An 18,896-nucleotide genomic window follows, 5' to 3' on the forward strand; every position below is an offset into this window, starting at 1 on the left:
TAATATTTGGAATTACCGTGTTTTTTGTTCGCAAAGTTTCCAGTTGACGACGTCAATGCTGCATAAATTTACACGCTTTAAAAAGTCACATTGTTGCGAACCAGTAGATATGTCTGGATAATATCGCCGCCCAAATGGGCAACACAGGCTCGCCTGTGCCACATCAAGCTAATTTCAGGAAGGTGTACTCACGTGAATCGACCAAAGCCGGATGACTATTTCAAGGACTGGAAACAACGAGAAGCTCTAGCCGAATCTATGATCCCAACGATTGGGACCTTGTACAGAGAGAAAAACGTCGTCATCAGCATGTACGGAAAACCGCTGATCAACCGATCTGTTATCGATATTATGAAGGCGCACCGTTTCGTTCGCCAGGTTGAAGACAACGAATTATCAGAGTTTGAGTCTTTCCCAATTCTTGAAGCTCTTGCAAAACTTAATCTAAGCGCGTCGCGCATTGATCTGGGTAAATTAACCGTAAAAGCAATGACGAGCGGTGAGCCAATTGATGCAGATAAGTTTGTTGCCGAAGAGTTAGCTGACTTTGTTGGTGGTGATGCGCCTCTGAGTGAGCCGCAAGATGTCGTTTTATACGGTTTTGGTCGAATTGGCCGTTTGGTTGCTCGTCTATTGGTTGAGAAAGCGGGTAGTGGCGAATCTTTGCGTTTGCGCGCAATCGTTGTTCGTAAAGGTAAGGCTGAAAACGATCTAGTCAAGCGTGCTAGCTTGCTGCGTCGTGATTCCGTGCATGGTTCTTTCAAAGGTACCATTCGCATCGATGAAGATACCAATACCCTCGTTGTTAATGGTAACGAAGTTCGCGTTATCTATGCCGACAACCCTGCTACGATTGATTACACCGATTATGGTATCAACAATGCGCTAATCGTTGATAACACAGGTGTTTGGCGTGATGAAGATGGTCTTAGCCAGCATCTTAAGAGCAACGGCGTTGCAAAAGTGTTGTTAACCGCTCCTGGTAAAGGCGATCTAAAAAATATCGTTTACGGCATTAATCATAACGATATCACTCCAGACGATAAGATTATTTCTGCTGCGTCTTGTACTACCAACGCAATTGTTCCTGTGCTTAAAGCTCTTAACGAGAAATACGGCATTATTCATGGTCACGTTGAAACAGTTCATTCTTACACGAATGACCAAAACTTGATCGACAACTATCACAAGGGTGAGCGTCGCGGTCGAGCAGCGTCTTTGAACATGGTTATCACTGAGACCGGCGCAGCTAAAGCAGTTGCTAAGGCTTTGCCAGAATTGAAAGGTAAGTTAACCGGTAATGCGATTCGAGTTCCTACGCCTAACGTTTCTATGGCTATATTGAATCTACAGTTGGGACAAGAAACCACAGTTGAAGAAATCAACGAATACATGCGCAATATCGCATTGCATTCCCCGATGGCTCAGCAAATCGATTACACCAACTCTCCAGAGGTAGTATCGAGTGATTTTGTGGGTTCTCGCCATGCATGTGTGTTCGATGCTAAAGCAACGATCGTTGATGGCAAAAGTGCAGTACTTTACTTGTGGTATGACAACGAGTTTGGTTATAGCTGCCAAGTTGTTCGCTGCCTAGAAAAAGTTGCAGGTGCTGAGTACTTGAGTTATCCCGCTAACTAATTAGCCGAGCTTGATTATTCCAGTCCTTATTCTTCAGCATTATTAGGGTAAACCCCTGATAATGCTGGATGTCATATGCCTTTCTTGTTCATATAACGCCTAATACCTCACCTGTAAGTTTTTATTAGTTGTCGAAATATCGAGCTAAGTTTTTGACTTTACAATAGTTTTCTTCAAAGCTCTCATAAAAAACTACGCGCCACGCTGGAAAGAAAAACCATACGATCCTATAATTGCGCGGATTTTTTGGTGACGGTACGGGTTTATCGTGTCCGTTGGGTTCTCAATTTAACCTAACCAGCCACATTGGCGTTACAGGTGCTCTTTTATTGCATAAGTTTTGCTGGGTGCTGGTAAAAGCAGATTTGCCTTTGAGCATTTCTCGATAAACATTGCTATTGATCTTTTTACTTATTGACATCTGGTAGCTGAAAAGCTTTAACTTGAATGTCTTTAATAGATTTTATAAATGGCAACCTCAACAAAGAAGCATGCAGCAAACCAAGTCTTTAGTTTGCTAAAGGCACACATTGGTAGCTGTCCACTGTTCAACTAGTGATTAGGCAAGGTGTATGATAAAGATCCGTAAGGGATTGGAATTACCCATTACAGGGGCACCCCAGCAGATCGTTGACAGCTCATCGCGAGTAACTTCCGTAGCTGTAATCGGATCGGATTATCATGGTATGAAGCCTACCATGGCGGTCCAAGTGGGTGACAAGGTTAAAGTCGGTCAATTATTATTCACCGATAAGAAATCTGAAGGTGTTCGTTACACCTCTCCTGCCTCGGGCACTGTAGCGGCTATTAACCGCGGTGCTAAGCGAGTATTCCAATCCGTCGTAATTGATATAGATGGTGACGACAGTGAGTCGTTCGAGTCATTTTCCAGTGACCAGTTGGCGTCTTTGACCGAAGAACAAGTTCGTTCTACGCTCATTGAATCTGGCGTCTGGACTGTTCTTCGTACACGTCCTTATAGCAAAGTTCCTTCCGTAGATTCGAAACCGAATTCTATTTTCATTAATGTCATGGACACCAATCCATTGGCAGCAGATCCAGCAGTAGTTTTGCAAGAGTACAAACAAGACTTTGCCGACGGTTTGAGCGTTTTGTCCAAACTGACTGAAGGTACTCTGTTTGTTTGTAAAGCAGCTGGCGCCGATGTTTTTACTGGTACCAATAGCCAAGTTAAAGTTGAAGAGTTTTCTGGCATTCACCCAGCGGGTAATGCGGGAACACACATTCACTTCCTTGACCCTGTATCAGTTAAGAAGACCGTTTGGACGGTTAATTACCAAGACGTTGTTGCAATTGGCAAGCTCTTTACCACTGGTAAAGTTTTTACCGATCGCGTGATTGCTCTTGGTGGTCCAGTTGTTGAAAAGCCTCGTTTGATCAAAACTCGTCTTGGCGCCAACTTGCAAGAGTTGTGTGCTGGCGAATACAGCAAAGCCAAAGTTCGTATTATCAGCGGCTCTGTTTTTGGCGGACGTACAGCGATCGGCCCATTGGCGTACCTTGGGCGTTACCATTTGCAGGTTTCTCTGTTGGCAGAAGGGGATGATCGTCCACCCGTTCATTACTTGCGTCCTGGGTTTGATTACTTCTCGGTAATGGGAATTTATATTTCGAAGTTGTTCTCGGGCAAAAAGTTCGACTTCGATACCACGACCGCTGGTAGTGAAAGGGCAATGGTTCCTGTGGGTAACTATGAAAGAGTCATGCCACTTGATGTGCTTCCGACTCATTTATTACGTTCTTTGATCGTAGGTGACACAGATACCGCTCAAAAACTCGGTTGTTTAGAGTTGGATGAAGAAGACTTAGCTCTTTGTACCTTTGTTTGCCCTGGCAAATACGAGTATGGCCCGATTCTTCGCGACAACTTAACTCGTATTGAGATGGAGGGTTAATCTGATGTCATTACGCAAATTTTTAGATGGCATAGAGCCTAATTTCCACAAAGGTGGAAAATGGGCAGGCTGGTATGCACTGTTCGAAGCAGTTGATACCATCTTCTATCGTCCAGGTTCTGTAACTAAGACAACTTCACACGTTCGTGATGGCGTTGACCTTAAGCGCATCATGATTACTGTGTGGATGTGTACCTTCCCAGCAGTTTTTTACGGAATGTACAACATCGGTTGGCAAGCAAACACCACTATGGCAACTATGGGCCTTACCGAAATTGGTAACTGGCGCGATGCTTTTATTGGAACGTTTGACGCCAGCAGTGTGCTTAATTGTATTTGGCACGGCGCTTTGTACTTTTTACCCATTTACGCAGTAACGTTCGTTGTTGGTGGTTTTTGGGAAGTACTTTTCGCCATGAAACGTGGCCACGAAGTTAACGAAGGTTTCTTTGTAACTTCCATTCTTTTTGCATTAGTTTGTCCTCCAACCCTACCTCTTTGGTTGGCTGCGCTGGGTATTTCCTTCGGTGTGGTTATCGGTAAAGAAGTATTTGGTGGTACCGGCAAAAACTTCCTCAACCCAGCATTGTCTGGCCGTGCATTTCTATTCTTCGCTTACCCTGCGTTTATGTCGGGTGATTCAGTTTGGACTGCGGTAGACGGCTTTACAGGTGCGACTGCGCTTTCGGTAGCGGCTGTTGATGGTTTAGAGGCTATGCAAACTTCTCTATCTCTAACTTGGAATGACGCTTTCATTGGTCATATGCAAGGTTCGATGGGTGAAGTTTCTACCTTGGCAATTTTTATTGGCGGTGCAGTATTGCTGCTAACCAAAATTGCTTCTTGGAGAATCATGGCCGGCGTTATGTTGGGTATGGTTGCGACCTCTACCTTATTTAACTTCATCGATTCTGATACTAACCCAATGTTCTCTGTACCTTGGTACTGGCACTTGGTTCTTGGTGGTTTCGCGTTTGGTATGGTCTTCATGGCTACCGATCCGGTTTCTGCTTCTATGACCAGTACAGGCAAATGGTATTTCGGCGCGTTGATTGGTTTCATGGTGGTAGTGATTCGCGTTGTGAACCCTGCATTCCCTGAAGGTATGATGTTGGCAATTCTCTTTGCGAACCTATTTGCTCCATTGATCGACCATTTCGTTGTTCAGAGCAATGTTAAGAGGAGATTAGCTCGTGGCTAATAAAGACTCTACAGCTGGCACTATTACAGTCGCCTTGGTTCTTTGTATTGTTTGCTCCGTTATTGTTTCTGCGGCAGCAGTTATGCTGAAACCGGCTCAGGTTGCTAACAAAGAATTAGACTTTAAACGCAATATTCTTGCGGCAGCAGGTTTACTTGATACTTCTAAATCTGTTGAAGAGCAGTTTTCTCAGATCAATACACGTATTGTTCAATTAGAAACTGGCAAGTTCACCGATGGCGATCCAGACTCATACGATCCTGTGGCAGCCGCAAAAGATCCATCTCAATCTCGTGAGTTAAGTACCGAAGAAGACCTGGCGAAAATTTCGCGTCTTGAAAATCGCTCTGAAGTTTACATTGTTGAGAAAGACGGCAATGTTGATAAGGTGATTCTTCCAATCCGAGGTTACGGTCTTTGGTCAACGTTATACGGCTTCCTTGCTTTGGAATCTGATATGAACACGGTTGCCGGTATCGGCTTCTACGAGCATGGTGAAACTCCAGGACTCGGTGGTGAAGTTGATAATCCAGCTTGGAAAGCCGGTTGGATTGGCAAAGAAATGTTCGACAACAGTGGTGACGTTGCTGTTCGCGTAATCAAGGGTAAAGCTGCTGATTCTGCTGCTCATCAAATTGATGGCTTGTCTGGTGCTACTTTGACCAGCCGAGGTGTCAGCAACCTAGTTCGTTTTTGGTTGAGTGATGAAGGTTTTGGTAAGTTTTTAACCAACCTTAAAGAAGGGGAGGCCTAATCATGAAGGTAAAAGAGTTACTCTTTAAACCCGTCTTTGAGAACAACCCCATTGCGTTACAAATTTTGGGTATTTGTTCTGCTTTGGCGGTAACCAGTAGTTTGAAAGTAACCATTGTTATGTGTATTGCACTGACTTTGGTAACCGCTTTCTCAAACTTCTTCGTTGCTGCGGTGCGTAACTTCATTCCAGGCAGTATTCGCATCATCGCGCAAATGACCATCATTGCGTCTCTGGTAATCGTGGTAGACCAAATCCTAAAAGCCGTTGCTTACGATATCAGTAAGCAGCTATCGGTATTCGTGGGCTTGATTATCACCAACTGTATCGTAATGGGGCGTGCCGAAGCTTACGCGATGAAAAACCCACCAATTCCAAGTTTCTTAGACGGTATTGGTAACGGTTTAGGCTATAGCGTATTGCTTTTAACCTTGGCATTCATTCGTGAACTGCTAGGCTCAGGTAAATTATTCGGTGTAGAAATATTGTCATTAACTACCGATGGTGGTTGGTATGTTTCTAACGGTTTGATGTTGCTTCCGCCAAGTGCATTCTTCCTAATCGGCTTAATTATTTGGGGTCTACGTTCGTGGAAACCTAAACAAGCCGAAGAAGCGGAATTCAAGATCGCGGCGAATACTAAGCCTAAAGAGGTGTAGTCATGGAATATTACTTAAGCTTATTTGTTCGTTCGATCTTTATCGACAATATGGCGTTAACCTTTTTCTTGGGTATGTGTACTTTCATGGCCGTATCCAAAAAGGTTGATGCTGCCATCGGTCTTGGTGTTGCGGTGGTTGTGGTGTTGGGCTTAACTGTGCCAATCAACAACTTACTTTATACCTACCTTCTTGCTGACGGTGCTTTGGCATGGGCTGGCTTACCTAATGTAGATTTAAGCTTCTTAGGCTTAATTTCTTACATTGGTGTAATTGCAGCGCTTGTGCAGATATTGGAAATGGTGTTGGACAAGTATGTTCCTGCACTATACAACGCCCTTGGTGTTTTCCTTCCTTTGATCACTGTGAACTGCGCCATCATGGGTGCTTCATTGTTCATGGTTGAGCGCGATTATAACTTTGCAGAAAGTACCGTTTTCGGAATTGGCGCTGGTATTGGCTGGGCTCTAGCTATTGCCGTACTTGCTGCTATTCGCGAGAAACTTAAATACAGCGACGTGCCAGCAGGACTGCAAGGTCTTGGCATCACCTTCATTACTGTAGGTTTGATGTCTTTAGGCTTCATGTCCTTCGGCGGCATCGATCTATAAGTGAGGTAGAGCATGGAAATCGTAATTGGTGTAGGAATGTTTACCGCCATCGTATTGGTGTTGGTGGTAGTCATTCTTAGCGCACGCTCCAAGCTTGTAAGTACTGGAGATGTGAACATTGTTGTGAACGGTGAGAAAACTCTTACCGTTCCAGCGGGCGGTAAATTGCTACAAACTCTAGCCGAAAGTGGAATGTTCTTACCTTCTGCTTGTGGTGGCGGTGGTAGCTGCGCACAGTGTAAATGTGTGGTTAACAGCGGTGGCGGCTCAATGCTGCCAACGGAAGCTGCGCATTTTAATAAGCGTCAAGCTCGTGAAGGCTGGCGTTTGTCTTGTCAGGTTCCTGTTAAGCAAGACATGGAAATTCACGTTGAAGAAGACGTATTTGGCGTTAAGCAATGGGAATGTACCGTTGAATCTAACCCGAACGTTGCTACCTTCATTAAAGAATTGACTCTTCGTCTTCCTGAGGGTGAAAACGTAGACTTCCGTGCTGGTGGTTATGTGCAGTTAGAAGCGCCACCTCATCACGTTAAATACTCTGACTTTGACATCGAAGAGCAATATCGTGGTGACTGGGAGCGCTTTGGCTTCTTTAACATCGAATCGAAAGTTAATGAGCCGATCATTCGTGCTTACTCGATGGCCAACTATCCTGAAGAAAAAGGCGTAGTGAAGTTCAATATCCGTATTGCAACTCCACCTCCTGGCTCTCAAGGTATTCCACCGGGTCAAATGTCTTCATACGTATTTAGCTTGAAGCCAGGCGACAAAATTACTGTATTCGGACCATTCGGTGAATTCTTCGCGAAAGATACCGATAACGAAATGGTATTTATCGGTGGTGGTGCAGGTATGGCGCCTATGCGCTCCCATATCTTCGATCAGCTACGCCGATTGAACTCTAAACGTAAGATTTCTTTCTGGTACGGTGCTCGATCACTTCGAGAACTTTTCTATGAAGATGATTACAACACTTTAGCTTCTGAGAACGAGAATTTTGATTGGCACATCGCTCTTTCAGATCCTCAACCAGAAGATAATTGGACTGGTCTTACAGGCTTCATCCATAATGTGTTGTATGAAAACTATTTGAAAGATCACCCAGCACCAGAAGACTGTGAGTACTACATGTGTGGACCTCCAGTGATGAACGCTGCTGTGATCTCCATGCTGAAAAATCTTGGAGTAGAGGATGAGAACATTCTTCTTGACGACTTCGGTGGTTAAGCAGACAAGTTCGAATCATGGAGTGGGGCTCGTTTATCGGGCCCTACTTTGTTTCGTATTAGTTGGTTTTATTTCTGCGTGTTCGGATTCGAATGTTCCGCTGTATTTGTCTGGCCCTACCATGGGTACGACATACAACATCACCATTATTGATGATGAGTTGTCGACTGACCCTAATACAGTGGCAATGAAAATCATGAACTTGCTTGGCGACATCAATCAAGCCGCATCTACCTATATTAAAGACTCTGAACTTATGCGTTTTAACCGCTCGCCCATTGGCGAACCGGTGGTTCTCTCTTCAGAATTAACAGAGATCTTGCAGGTAAGCTCTGATGTCTATCAGTTAACACACGGCGCATTCGATGTCACAGTGGCACCGTTAGTAAATATTTGGGGCTTTGGCCCTGATAACCGCAGAGAAGTGCCCAGTGATCTAGAAATTAGTGATGCACTGGCTAAGGTCGGTTTCGAAAAAATACTTTTGGACGCCACAAACTCCACCGCAACTCGCAATTCTGATGTAAGCGTTGATTTGTCATCTGTGGCGAAAGGTTACGCTGTCGACAAGGTAGCGAATTATCTGGAAATGCTCGGAGTTGAAAATTATCTCGTAGAAATTGGTGGTGAGATCCGTGTGAAGGGCCACAATAATCGCGGCTCTCGCTGGCGTATTGGTATTGAAGCTCCTACTCTCGGCAGAAACGATCCAGCACAAGCCATCGAGGTAGAAGATCTTGCCATGGCTACTTCTGGAGATTATAGAAACTACTTCGACGATGACGGAGTTCGTTATTCTCACACAATAGATCCACGTACAGGTAAGCCCATTACTCACAATCTGGCATCTATAACCGTGTTACATAAATCCAGTGCAATGGCAGATGCTCTGGCAACTGGTTTGAATGTTTTGGGTTATGAGAAGTCTATTAAAGTGTGTAATGACAATCAGATTCCTTGTTTTTTTATTGTGCGTGAACACGACAAGTTTGCGGAATATCCTTCCGAAACATTTGAACAATATATGAACTGAAAGGTAATACCATGACTTTTCTTGTAACGTTACTCGTTCTACTAACTGTAGTTGCAGCAATGTCAGTTGGTGTAATTATGGGTAGAAAACCCATTACTGGCTCTTGTGGCGGTATTGGCGCTGCTTTGGGCGAAAAAGATTACGTTTGTGATTTTTGTGGCGGCGACGAAAGTAAGTGTGAAGAGCGTAAAAATGGCACTGTCGCTAAAACAGATCTTGCCTACGAAGTAAAAAAATAATCCGACAAAACTATAAAAATTTGAGAGCTTAATACAACAGGTTTTGTCCTTTCAAAGCCGTGAACAGTGTTATCGACTCTAAACTCGAGTTAAAAGGCAGTTGAGGGATCAGTAGCCGTATTGGAGACTAATCAAGGTGTGCTGTTAACTCGACCACTCGGTTTTCGATTACTATCGACTCAAAAAACTGCCGTACTCCAACGATAAACCTAGTTAGACTCAATACAGGGGCAGTTTTGTATCACTATGAGTGACTATAACTTTGATGTAATTGTAATAGGCTCCGGACCAGGAGGAGAGTCCGCGGCTATTTCTTTGGCCAAAAACGGCAAACGCGTGGCGATGATTGAAGCGCGTTCTATGGTTGGTGGTAACTGTGCTCATAAAGGCACCATTCCTTCAAAATCGTTGCGACATGTTGTTAAGCAATTGATTCGTTTTAACCACGATCCGTTGTTTAGAACAATCGGTGAGCACAAGACATTAACCTATCCACAAGTGCTACAAGCCGCGAACCGCGTAATCCCAAAGCAAGTTGAAATGCATGCATCACACTATGCACGTAATCGAATTCAACTGTTTACCGGTATCGCCCATTTTATAGACAAACATACCATTCAAGTTAAGCTGCAAGACGGTGTCACAGAAACATTCACCGCTGAGAAATTTATTATCGGTACTGGCTCGCGTCCTTACCGTCCAGCCGACGTTGATTTTGATCATCCACGCATCTACGACAGTGACACTGTTCTTGAGATGAAACACTCGCCGATCAGTTTAATTATTTACGGTGCGGGTGTGATTGGTTGTGAATACGCCTCTATCTTTGTGGGTATGGGTATAAAAGTAGATCTAATCAACAGCCGTGACAGACTGCTCTCATTTTTGGATGACGAAATATCCGATGCCCTTAGTTATCATCTGCGTGATGGTGGGGTTATGGTACGTCATAACGAAGAATACGCGGGCGTGAAAGCTGATGATGACGGTGTAACGCTGACGCTGAAATCAGGCAAGCGATTACGTGCTGATGCGCTGTTGTGGTGTAACGGTCGTACTGGTAACACCGATCTATTGAATCTTGAGTCTGTAGAGCTAAGTGCGGATCACCGTGGTCAACTTACCGTAGATGAAGATTACAGAACCGAAGCCGACAATATTTACGCGGTCGGTGACGTTATCGGTTGGCCAAGCCTCGCCAGTGCGTCTTTCGATCAAGGTCGAGCGGTTGCGAAAATTATGTTGGGCGAAAGTGCCGATTACGCAACTGAGGTTCCAACCGGTATTTACACCTTACCTGAAATCAGCTCATTAGGTAAAACCGAGCGTGAATTAACCGCGCAGCGAATCCCTTACGAAGTAGGTCGAGCGTTTTTTAAACACGTCGCGCGGGGCCAAATTTCCGGTGAAGATGTGGGTATGTTGAAAATACTCTTCCACATAGATACCTACGAAATTCTTGGTATCCACTGCTTTGGAGCGGAAGCTTCCGAGATTATTCACATTGGCCAAGCTATTATGAAACAAAAAGGTGATGCTAATAACATTCACTACTTTGTTTCAACGACGTTTAACTACCCAACCATGGCTGAGGCCTATCGTCAGGCGGCTCTTAACGGAATTAACCGTGTTAAGCGCATGAGAACCTAATATACAAGTTTTCAGCTCAAAAAAAGCCCAACATTGGTTGGGCTTTTTTATTTCTGTCTTCCAATTAAATTTTGCGGGAGCTAGTTAGAGTCTCCTACAAGAGTCTCCTACAAGAATCTTCTGCAAAAGTTTGCTACAAAAGATAAGCAACACAAAGTACACCAGCAATCGACAGTACAATGGTGTAGGGCAACGCCATGACTACCATGCGCCCGTAAGATAATCGAATCAGCGGAGCAAGCGCCGAGGTCAATAAAAATAGGAACGCTGCTTGTCCATTGGGTGTGGCAACACTGGGTAGGTTTGTACCTGTATTAATTGCCACGGCAAGCTTATCAAATTGTTCCCGTGTGATCGTGATTTGGCTCGGATCTGTGTTATCCAATGCGGCTTTTACTTCATTAATATAAACAGTCGCTACAAACACATTATCACTGATCATCGACAGAATACCGTTGGCAACAAAGAACATGGGTCCCTGTACATCGGCATCTAACTTTAAGACTGCGTGAGTGATGGGTGAAAACAGATGTTGATCATGAATAACGGCAACCACTGAAAAGAAAACTACCAATAAAGCTGTAAATGGCAGGGCTTCTTCAAAGGCGTGACCAATTTGGTGTTCATCGGTAATACCTGTGAAGGCGGTAATCAGTACAATTACAGTTAAACCGATAATCCCCACTTCTGCTAAATGCATCGCCAAAGCAACAATCAAAAAGATCGCGGTAATACCTTGAATAATTAATGCGGCAATTTCTTTGGTCTTGCGTTTTTTACTTTCGTTTAACTCGAAATCTTCCAGAATTGTTCGCACTGGATCAGGAAGTTTCCCGCCATAACCCAAAATAGAGGTCTTCTCTAAAAACACGCAAGTTAACACACCTAAAACAAAACACGGTGCAGTTACCGGCGCCATTTTAAGAGCGAAGGTAGCAAAATCCCAACCAGCTACATCAGCAATTAACAGGTTTTGTGGCTCTCCCACCAAGGTACATACGCCGCCTAATGCCGTACCAATGGCACCGTGCATAATTAAACTGCGTAAAAAAGACCGGAAGCTCTCTAAATCTTCTCTGTGAATATCCACAATGGTGGCGTCATCGCCGTGGTCGTGATCGTCTGTGTGTGTAATTTGTTTACCAGAGGCCACTTTGTGGTAGACCGAGTAAAACCCAACCACAACGCTGATAAGTACCGCGGTTACGGTTAACGCATCCAAAAAGGCTGAAAGAAACGCTGACGACAACAAAAAGAGCAGCGATAGGCCCAGTTTTGAGCGTACGGTAATCAGAATTTTTGTGAACAAAAACAGCAGTAGGTTTTTCATGAAGTAAATGCCCGCGACCATAAAGACCAAGAGCAAGATCACTTGTAAGTTCGCAGAAACTTCATGATAGACGGAATGAGCGTCGGTTAGTCCGAGCGCAACAGCTTCGAGAGCGAGCAAGCCGCCCGGTTGCAGGGGATAGCACTTGAGTGCCATTGCAAGAGTGAAAATGAACTCGGCGATCAATAACCAGCCGCATATAAACGCACTGGATTCTCCGCCGAAAAAATAAACTAATGGATTAAGAATCAAAAAAGCAATGATTGCCTGCTTGTACCAGATCGGTGACGAGCCAAGAAAGTTTTTCCCAAATGCCTGGGATAGCGTTAATTCCATGCCTGCTTCCTTACTTAAAAAAAGTTATTAAATTTAAAAAATCATCGGTACGAGTTGCAGGAGTTGTAACCGTGAAATGATGAAAACCAACTAACCGGAAACAAATCTCGATAGTTGAGCCTTTACGTGTGCAATTCACGTTATTGTAGTTATAAAAAATAGAGCTAATTCAATTACATTTCGACTAATCTTAAAGTGACAACTTCAATGGCTTAAGTATATGCTTAGGCGATTAAGGCAATGCCACTTGTATGGATCTTATCTTGATCCTTCGATGAATTATAACCAAAATCATTGGCTTAATGGCTATAGATGCTAACAAAATTATTATTCAGGTATGTTTATTGTAGTCGTTACGACAAGTCACTAATGCAATCTTGAAAGCAATCTTGATACCTGCGAGCAAATTACGATCGCAATTGATTATTTTAAGTGACATTGTCGATAGGTTTTCGTCTATTCGTCGTTTATGCCACACATATTTTCGAAAATTTATGTCAGACTTTGCTTAAAGTTATTGAGATAACAAAGATTTAACTCAAACAACGTTAGGTTTGATCCCTACGTGGCTCAAGATTAAAGCCCTACAAATAGTTAAGGTATCGTTTCGTGGAAAATCAATTACCGGCAAATTCAATCAGCTCTTTAAAGGTAGTTAGAGAAGAGCTTGTCTCTACTATCGAGCAATCTGCCAAAAAACTTGAAGATTTTTTCGAAAATACGGCCGATGCTGAGAGTTTACAAGCCTGTGTCGAAGGCTTACATCAAATATCGGGCACCTTAGACCTATTACAGCTAAAAGGTCCACAGCTGCTCGCTCAATCTTTGCTCTCTGTGGCCCAAGAAATTACTCCCGGTGAGCACAGCTTAGATGACGATGATTTGCAAGCAATCACAACGGCGTTTTTCACACTTCCTCGTTACTTAGAGTTTTTAGAAAATACCAAGCTATATCACCCAGAAATATTGCTGCCGTTTATTAATGATTTGAGAAAAATCTCCAATCAAGCAGCACTTCCAGATAGCTTTTTTTTCTCCATTAAACGTTTTACTAAAGATGTGAGCAGTTTTAGTTGGTTACGATCAAGTACAGTTGAAAAACAAGATTATCCATCGTTGGTAGGACGTATTCGACACATGTTCCAAGTCGGATTATTGGCGATCTTGCAAGGTAAACCGCAAAAAGCACCACTGAAAATTATGTACAACGCCGCAGAGCGTTTATCGAGCATATATGCCCATAAACCTATAGCTGCATTTTGGCTTTCCATACAGTTTGCCGTCGATGCCGCCATTAATAGTTCCTTGCCTTTATCTAAGTACCGCAAGCGTCTATTAATGGAAGTAGAAAAACAGATCAAACAACTCGTTAAATTTGATATTCAAGGTGTTAAGACCAATGTGCCAATTGCCTTGACCAAAGAGCTTGTATATTGGGCTGCGATTGGCAAGCATGGCGATCAAACCAAAAACGTTGATCTATTTTTAGAACAGTTTGGTTGTACTCGATTAGGTTACGACGACGAACAATTGGCCCGCGAAGCAGAATTACTCAGAGGGCCCAGTGCAAAAACCATTCAGTCGGTCATTGCCGTATTTGAAGAAGAAATCGCCATTGCCAAAAACATTTTAGAAAACAGCGCCAGCTCTCATTCAACCGACGAATTTGACCAGCTAGTTGAGCAACTCGCCAAGCTTGCAGAAATTCTTTCTGTGGTAGGCTTGGGGCAACCGAGTATTGTCTTAAAGCAACAGGCAAAAATTATCGAGACTTTAAAAGACGACTCCACAGGTCTTGATATTCATGCGCTTTCAGAAGTTGCTCATGCCTTATTGGGCGTAGAGAATTTCGTTTCGCAGTACAAAATGCAAGCGGGTTATCAATCCGTCGATTCCGAATTAACCATCGCTGATAATCAATATGCCGAAGCCGAAAAAATCGTCCTCCAAGAGGCTGAAAACGGTTTAGTGCTTATTAAACGAGCGCTGAGTTCATTCGCCGAATCCGGATTCGATCAAGGCCACATTCGCAATGTCAGCAAAACGCTTCAAAGTATTCGTGGCGGTATGACATTAATGCATCGTACTCGCTGTGCAAAAGTACTCGAGTTGTGTGATCGATTTGTTGAAGTTGAATTAATGTCTGGCGAGCATCCTGCTGTGTTGCAGCAATTGTTGGAGCCATTTGCCGATTGTGTCATCAGTCTCGAATACTATGTTTCTGCTTTGCAGTCTGATAAAAATACCGACGACAGCATTTTGCAAATTGCTGAAGAAAGCTTGGCCTCTTTGGGCTTAGCCAGTTAAAAAGGATTGGTGAGTTTGAGCCCGTTAGAAAAAACACAAATCAACAGCGTTCATTATTTGCTGGTTTGTGACGCGCAAGTGTTAGCAAAGTCTCCTGGCGATGTACTGTTTGGCCGATTAGAAATTGAAGATGCTCTAAACACTGCGGTTGGGCAGGGTATTGTGACTACACAATCTCTAACGGTTGCTATTGATCAATCCGTGCTGGTCAACCGTAGCGACGATTTTGAAGTTCGTTTAGTTGCCTTTTCCAAGAAGGTTGCTAAATCGCTGCTTGATCATTACAACACTTCTGAGAATGCTCTCAATTGGCTAACACTTCGTTCGTTAATTGTCGAAGAATTCAGCGAACAGTTTTATTTATTGTCACGCGCAATACAGCTGTACCATTGGCTAGAAGATCATCGATATTGTGGAGTTTGTGCAGGTAAAACTCGCTCACACACCACAGAGCCCGCCCTAATGTGTTCCCGCTGTAAACGATTTTGGTACCCGCGTATTCAGCCTTGCGTTATTGTACTTATACATAAAAATAATGACGAAGTTCTTCTCGCGAAACACGGTAAATACATATCAGACATGTATAGCTGTATTGCCGGTTTTGTGGAGTCCGGTGAAACCTTAGAGCAAGCTGCACGGCGTGAAATTAAAGAAGAGGTTGGCGTTGATGTTGATGAGTTACAATACTTCAGCAGTCAACCGTGGCCATTTCCTAATCAATTAATGATTGGTTTTTTTGCTCGCTACAATGGTGGTGAAATTATCATTGATGGCGACGAAATCATTGATGCTAAATGGTTTTCGTTAAAACAATTGCCGGTTACACCACCTAAGACTTCTATTGCTGGGCAAATGATCGAATTTCTTGTTCAAAGACAACGTTGATGGACTTACTATGTTCTATACATTATTAACCATAATCCTAGTTGGTCTGGCACTGTTCGTAGCATTTTTATCGTTACGTTATTTGTTTAAAACCAGTTGGCTTATGGGCTGGATAAAAGGCACCATCGGTTTAACTGCTTTGGGCTTGGCCATAGTTATCGCATTAGTTGGCTTAGATTTTTTCAGTTACAAACAGGTTATTGCAGAAAAGTCGGTTGGTACCCTGGAGTTTCGTCAGCTCGAAAGTCAGAAGTTTCAAGCTCGTCTACTGACCACCGAAGGTCAAGAAATGAACTTTGATATTAACGGCGATCAATGGCAATTAGACGCAAAAATCATAAAGTGGCCAGGGTTTTTGGCCGCACTTGGTGTTAAGCCTGCCTTTAAACTAGAGCGCATAAGTGGCCGCTACTACTCTTGGGAACAAGAACAAACCGAACCTCGATCCGTGTATCCTATATATGAAAGTAATTACACCATTGATGTTTGGCAGTGGTGTAAGCGTCTGAGTTTGAACGCCATCGGTGTTGATGCCACCTACGGAAGCGCAACCTATTTGCCTATGGCTGATGGAGCATTGTACGAAGTCTCTTTAAGTCATACCGGATTAGTAGCGCGGCCGTTTAATAATGCCGCAGAAAATGCAATAAACTCTTGGAATTAGGTCGGAGAAGACTATTTTGGAATTTCTTTTTTATTATGGATTATTTATAGCGAAAATTGTGACAGTCGCTATTGTTGTTATCGTAGCTGTTGCCATTGTTGCATCGCTCACCGGCAAAAATAAATCGCACACAAAAGGCAGAATTGAAACCACTAATCTTAACGATCAATACAAAGATATGTTCGAAACCATTCGAGCAACCGTATTGTCACCCGAAGAAGTAAAAAACGAATTTAAAGAAGAGCAAAAGCGTCTTAAGGCAGAGTCAAAATCCAACAAAAAAGCCCTAAAAGCCGGCGATAAATTACCCACTAAAAAACGCCTTTTTGTTCTCGATTTCGACGGTGATATCAAAGCATCCGATGTTGAAAAACTTAAACATTGTGTTTCCGCAGTATTACACGTAGCTACCGCTCAGGACGAGATTTTGTTAAAGCTCGAAAGCGGTGGCGGCATGGTGCACTCCTATGGTTTGGCATCCAGTCAGCTCGATAGAATTCGCTCAAAAGGTATTCCACTTACCGTATCCGTTGATAAGGTAGCAGCCAGTGGCGGTTACATGATGGCGTGCGTTGCCGACAAAATTATCGCTGCGCCTTTTTCAATTATTGGTTCTATTGGTGTAGTTGCTCAACTTCCTAACTTTCATAAACTTTTAAAAAAACACGATGTTGACTTCGAAATGTACACTGCCGGTGAATACAAACGTACTTTGACAATGTTTGGTGAAAATACCGATAAAGGTCGCGAGAAGTTTCTCGAAGATTTAGATAAAACCCATGTTTTATTCAAAGACTTTGTCTCTAGCCACCGGGCTAGCGTGAATATTTCAGAAGTTGCTACCGGTGAAGTTTGGTACGGTTCGCAAGCAAAAGAAATTGGTTTAATTGATGAGCTTAGCACCAGCGATGCTTACATTACTGATCATCTTGATAGTTGCGATGTCATTGCCGTTGATTACGTTATCAAGAAAAACATGATGGAGCGCTTTGGCTCCTCGGTTTCCGTTGGTGTCGATCAGCTCGCCGTTAAGTGGATCAGCCGACTTTTTCAATCTCATCCAAAAGCTTAATTCGTTGGTAAAGTAGCAGTTTCTATGACGCCAGAGCGTTATCACACCCTGCTGACCGTTCTGAATAATCGGCAACCGGATTTAACCGTTGTTGCTGATGAAGTCCATAAAGGTCGTAATCTCTCCGCTATCATTCGCACCTGTGACTCTGTGGGTATTGATAAAATACACATGGTGACACCCAAAATGGGCTATCGCGATTATCGCGGAACCGCATCTGGCAGCAATAAATGGGTTGAGGTAGAAACTCACGCAGACATCTGTCAACCATTAGCAACACTTAAGCAATTGGGTTATCAAGTTGTTGCAGCAGGACTTGGTGCAAATTCGGTCAATTATCGTGATGTTGATTACACCAAACCCACAGCATTGGTATTAGGTGCTGAAAAAAATGGCTTAAGTGCCGAGGCTAAGGGCTTCTGTGATCAACTCATTCAAATCCCAATGATTGGTATGGTCGAGTCACTGAATGTCTCTGTCGCCACTGCGATTATTCTTCAAGAAGCATTACTTCAACGCAATAAAGCCGGAATCATTGGCACCCGTCGTTTACCAGAAGAACACCGCGTAAGACGATTTTTCCAATGGGCACATCCCAAAGTGGCCGAGTTTTGCGACAACAACCGTATACCTTATCCTCCAGTATCTTCAGAAGATGGAGAAATTATTAATGCATCGACATGGTATCAATCGGTTCGCGAACACCGGTGATAATTCAAAGCTCGGAGAATTAGGCGCATAAAAAAGCCCGACGACCTGGGGGGAGAGCGTCGGGCCAAGACCATTAGGAGTGAAACATTAAGGAACAATCCTTAACACCGGGCACAAGACCCGACTGACTACAGTTTTGGGGCATGTAGCCAGCTGCTTTTTAAGTATTAACCATATTGCTGAGTTGTCCATCGTGCAGGCGGCCTAGGTTAAACAATTTCTTCATAATTGCTGTTGATCTCAATGAGAAAACTTCTATACATCATTCTTATATAAGCGCTTTTTTTGATAGTTTTTGTGGTGAATTAATCTAAATCACACCTAATTAATAGGTCTGTAATAAACATTCTGGTTAGAAAGATGTGAGAAACACGAAAGGTTTTCACATATAATCATCAAATCGAAAAATGAATACGTTTAAGTCACAGATGTAAGAGGTATCCATGGATATAGAGCTGTTCGAAACTATTTCTCTTTATGTGGGAATCGGTGGGTTAATTTTATTCATGGGTTTCATCATGTGGGATTTAGCCAAAGAATCTAAAGCGGGTAAGTTTGGTACGTTTGTTCTGTTTGGGGCTCTAGGCCTTGGATTATTGGGTTTTGTTATTAAAACTGTGCTCGTCGAGTATCTTAACCTGTAAGCAAATACCCATT

17 protein-coding genes are annotated in these 18,896 nt (G+C 43.3%); 16 read left to right on the forward strand and 1 reads right to left on the reverse strand.

What is annotated here, in order from left to right:
* Nucleotides 1-192: 192 nt before the first annotated feature.
* The 10 genes from ACYQ28_RS16215 (at nt 193) to sthA (ending at nt 10,934) form a co-directional block, all read left to right on the forward strand.
* Nucleotides 193-1,641: a glyceraldehyde-3-phosphate dehydrogenase gene (locus ACYQ28_RS16215; protein ID WP_460051773.1), complete on the forward strand. Its 1,449-nt coding sequence runs from the start codon at nt 193-195 to the stop codon at nt 1,639-1,641.
* 572 nt (nt 1,642-2,213) lie between these two features.
* Nucleotides 2,214-3,557, forward strand: a complete 1,344-nt coding sequence (locus tag ACYQ28_RS16220) for a Na(+)-translocating NADH-quinone reductase subunit A (protein WP_460051775.1) — start codon at nt 2,214-2,216, stop codon at nt 3,555-3,557.
* 4 nt (nt 3,558-3,561) lie between these two features.
* The gene (locus ACYQ28_RS16225; protein WP_460051776.1) at nt 3,562-4,758 is read left to right on the forward strand and encodes an NADH:ubiquinone reductase (Na(+)-transporting) subunit B; all 1,197 of its coding nucleotides are present in this window, start codon (nt 3,562-3,564) and stop codon (nt 4,756-4,758) included.
* A complete protein-coding gene (locus ACYQ28_RS16230) occupies nt 4,751-5,512 on the forward strand; it encodes a Na(+)-translocating NADH-quinone reductase subunit C (protein WP_460051778.1) in 762 nt (253 codons plus the stop codon). The genes ACYQ28_RS16225 and ACYQ28_RS16230 overlap by 8 nt, the downstream gene beginning before the upstream one ends.
* Nucleotides 5,513-5,514: 2 nt before the next feature.
* Nucleotides 5,515-6,171, forward strand: coding sequence for an NADH:ubiquinone reductase (Na(+)-transporting) subunit D (locus tag ACYQ28_RS16235; RefSeq protein ID WP_460051779.1), 657 nt, complete (start codon nt 5,515-5,517; stop codon nt 6,169-6,171).
* Nucleotides 6,172-6,173: 2 nt separating this feature from the next.
* Complete coding sequence (gene nqrE / locus ACYQ28_RS16240) at nt 6,174-6,782, forward strand: NADH:ubiquinone reductase (Na(+)-transporting) subunit E (RefSeq protein WP_460051780.1); 609 nt, start codon at nt 6,174-6,176, stop codon at nt 6,780-6,782.
* Between the two features lie 12 nt (nt 6,783-6,794).
* The gene (gene nqrF / locus ACYQ28_RS16245) at nt 6,795-8,012 is read left to right on the forward strand and encodes an NADH:ubiquinone reductase (Na(+)-transporting) subunit F (protein WP_460051782.1); all 1,218 of its coding nucleotides are present in this window, start codon (nt 6,795-6,797) and stop codon (nt 8,010-8,012) included.
* Nucleotides 7,978-9,045, forward strand: a complete 1,068-nt coding sequence (locus ACYQ28_RS16250; RefSeq protein WP_460051783.1) for an FAD:protein FMN transferase — start codon at nt 7,978-7,980, stop codon at nt 9,043-9,045. Before nqrF ends, ACYQ28_RS16250 begins: the two co-directional genes overlap by 35 nt.
* Before the next feature lie 11 nt (nt 9,046-9,056).
* Nucleotides 9,057-9,284: a (Na+)-NQR maturation NqrM gene (gene nqrM / locus ACYQ28_RS16255; RefSeq protein ID WP_460051785.1), complete on the forward strand. Its 228-nt coding sequence runs from the start codon at nt 9,057-9,059 to the stop codon at nt 9,282-9,284.
* Nucleotides 9,285-9,530: 246 nt separating this feature from the next.
* Nucleotides 9,531-10,934: a Si-specific NAD(P)(+) transhydrogenase gene (sthA, locus tag ACYQ28_RS16260; RefSeq protein WP_460051787.1), complete on the forward strand. Its 1,404-nt coding sequence runs from the start codon at nt 9,531-9,533 to the stop codon at nt 10,932-10,934.
* 133 nt (nt 10,935-11,067) lie between these two features.
* On the opposite strand, the gene nhaB is transcribed toward sthA, so the two are convergent.
* Nucleotides 11,068-12,600, reverse strand: a complete 1,533-nt coding sequence (gene nhaB, locus ACYQ28_RS16265) for a sodium/proton antiporter NhaB (RefSeq protein ID WP_460051788.1) — start codon at nt 12,598-12,600, stop codon at nt 11,068-11,070.
* A 609-nt stretch (nt 12,601-13,209) separates the two neighbouring features.
* On the opposite strand from nhaB, the gene ACYQ28_RS16270 reads away from it, so the two are divergent.
* The 6 genes from ACYQ28_RS16270 to ACYQ28_RS16295 all read left to right on the forward strand — a co-directional run bounded on the left by ACYQ28_RS16270 (nt 13,210) and on the right by ACYQ28_RS16295 (nt 18,883).
* On the forward strand, nt 13,210-14,907 hold the full coding sequence (locus ACYQ28_RS16270; protein ID WP_460051790.1) for a pilus assembly protein: 1,698 nt from the start codon (nt 13,210-13,212) through the stop codon (nt 14,905-14,907).
* A 15-nt stretch (nt 14,908-14,922) separates the two neighbouring features.
* A complete protein-coding gene (gene nudC / locus ACYQ28_RS16275) occupies nt 14,923-15,792 on the forward strand; it encodes an NAD(+) diphosphatase (protein WP_460051792.1) in 870 nt (289 codons plus the stop codon).
* Nucleotides 15,793-15,802: 10 nt separating this feature from the next.
* Nucleotides 15,803-16,456 (forward strand): cation/multidrug efflux pump, encoded by a 654-nt coding sequence (locus ACYQ28_RS16280; RefSeq protein ID WP_460051793.1) that lies wholly within the window; start codon nt 15,803-15,805, stop codon nt 16,454-16,456.
* Between the two features lie 16 nt (nt 16,457-16,472).
* Complete coding sequence (gene sohB / locus ACYQ28_RS16285; protein ID WP_460051795.1) at nt 16,473-17,528, forward strand: protease SohB; 1,056 nt, start codon at nt 16,473-16,475, stop codon at nt 17,526-17,528.
* A gap of 24 nt (nt 17,529-17,552) precedes the next feature.
* Nucleotides 17,553-18,239: a tRNA (guanosine(18)-2'-O)-methyltransferase TrmH gene (gene trmH / locus ACYQ28_RS16290; protein ID WP_460051797.1), complete on the forward strand. Its 687-nt coding sequence runs from the start codon at nt 17,553-17,555 to the stop codon at nt 18,237-18,239.
* A gap of 443 nt (nt 18,240-18,682) precedes the next feature.
* Complete coding sequence (locus ACYQ28_RS16295; RefSeq protein ID WP_460051798.1) at nt 18,683-18,883, forward strand: DUF2788 domain-containing protein; 201 nt, start codon at nt 18,683-18,685, stop codon at nt 18,881-18,883.
* Nucleotides 18,884-18,896: the final 13 nt, after the last annotated feature.

The organism is Sessilibacter sp. MAH1 (assembly GCF_054658315.1).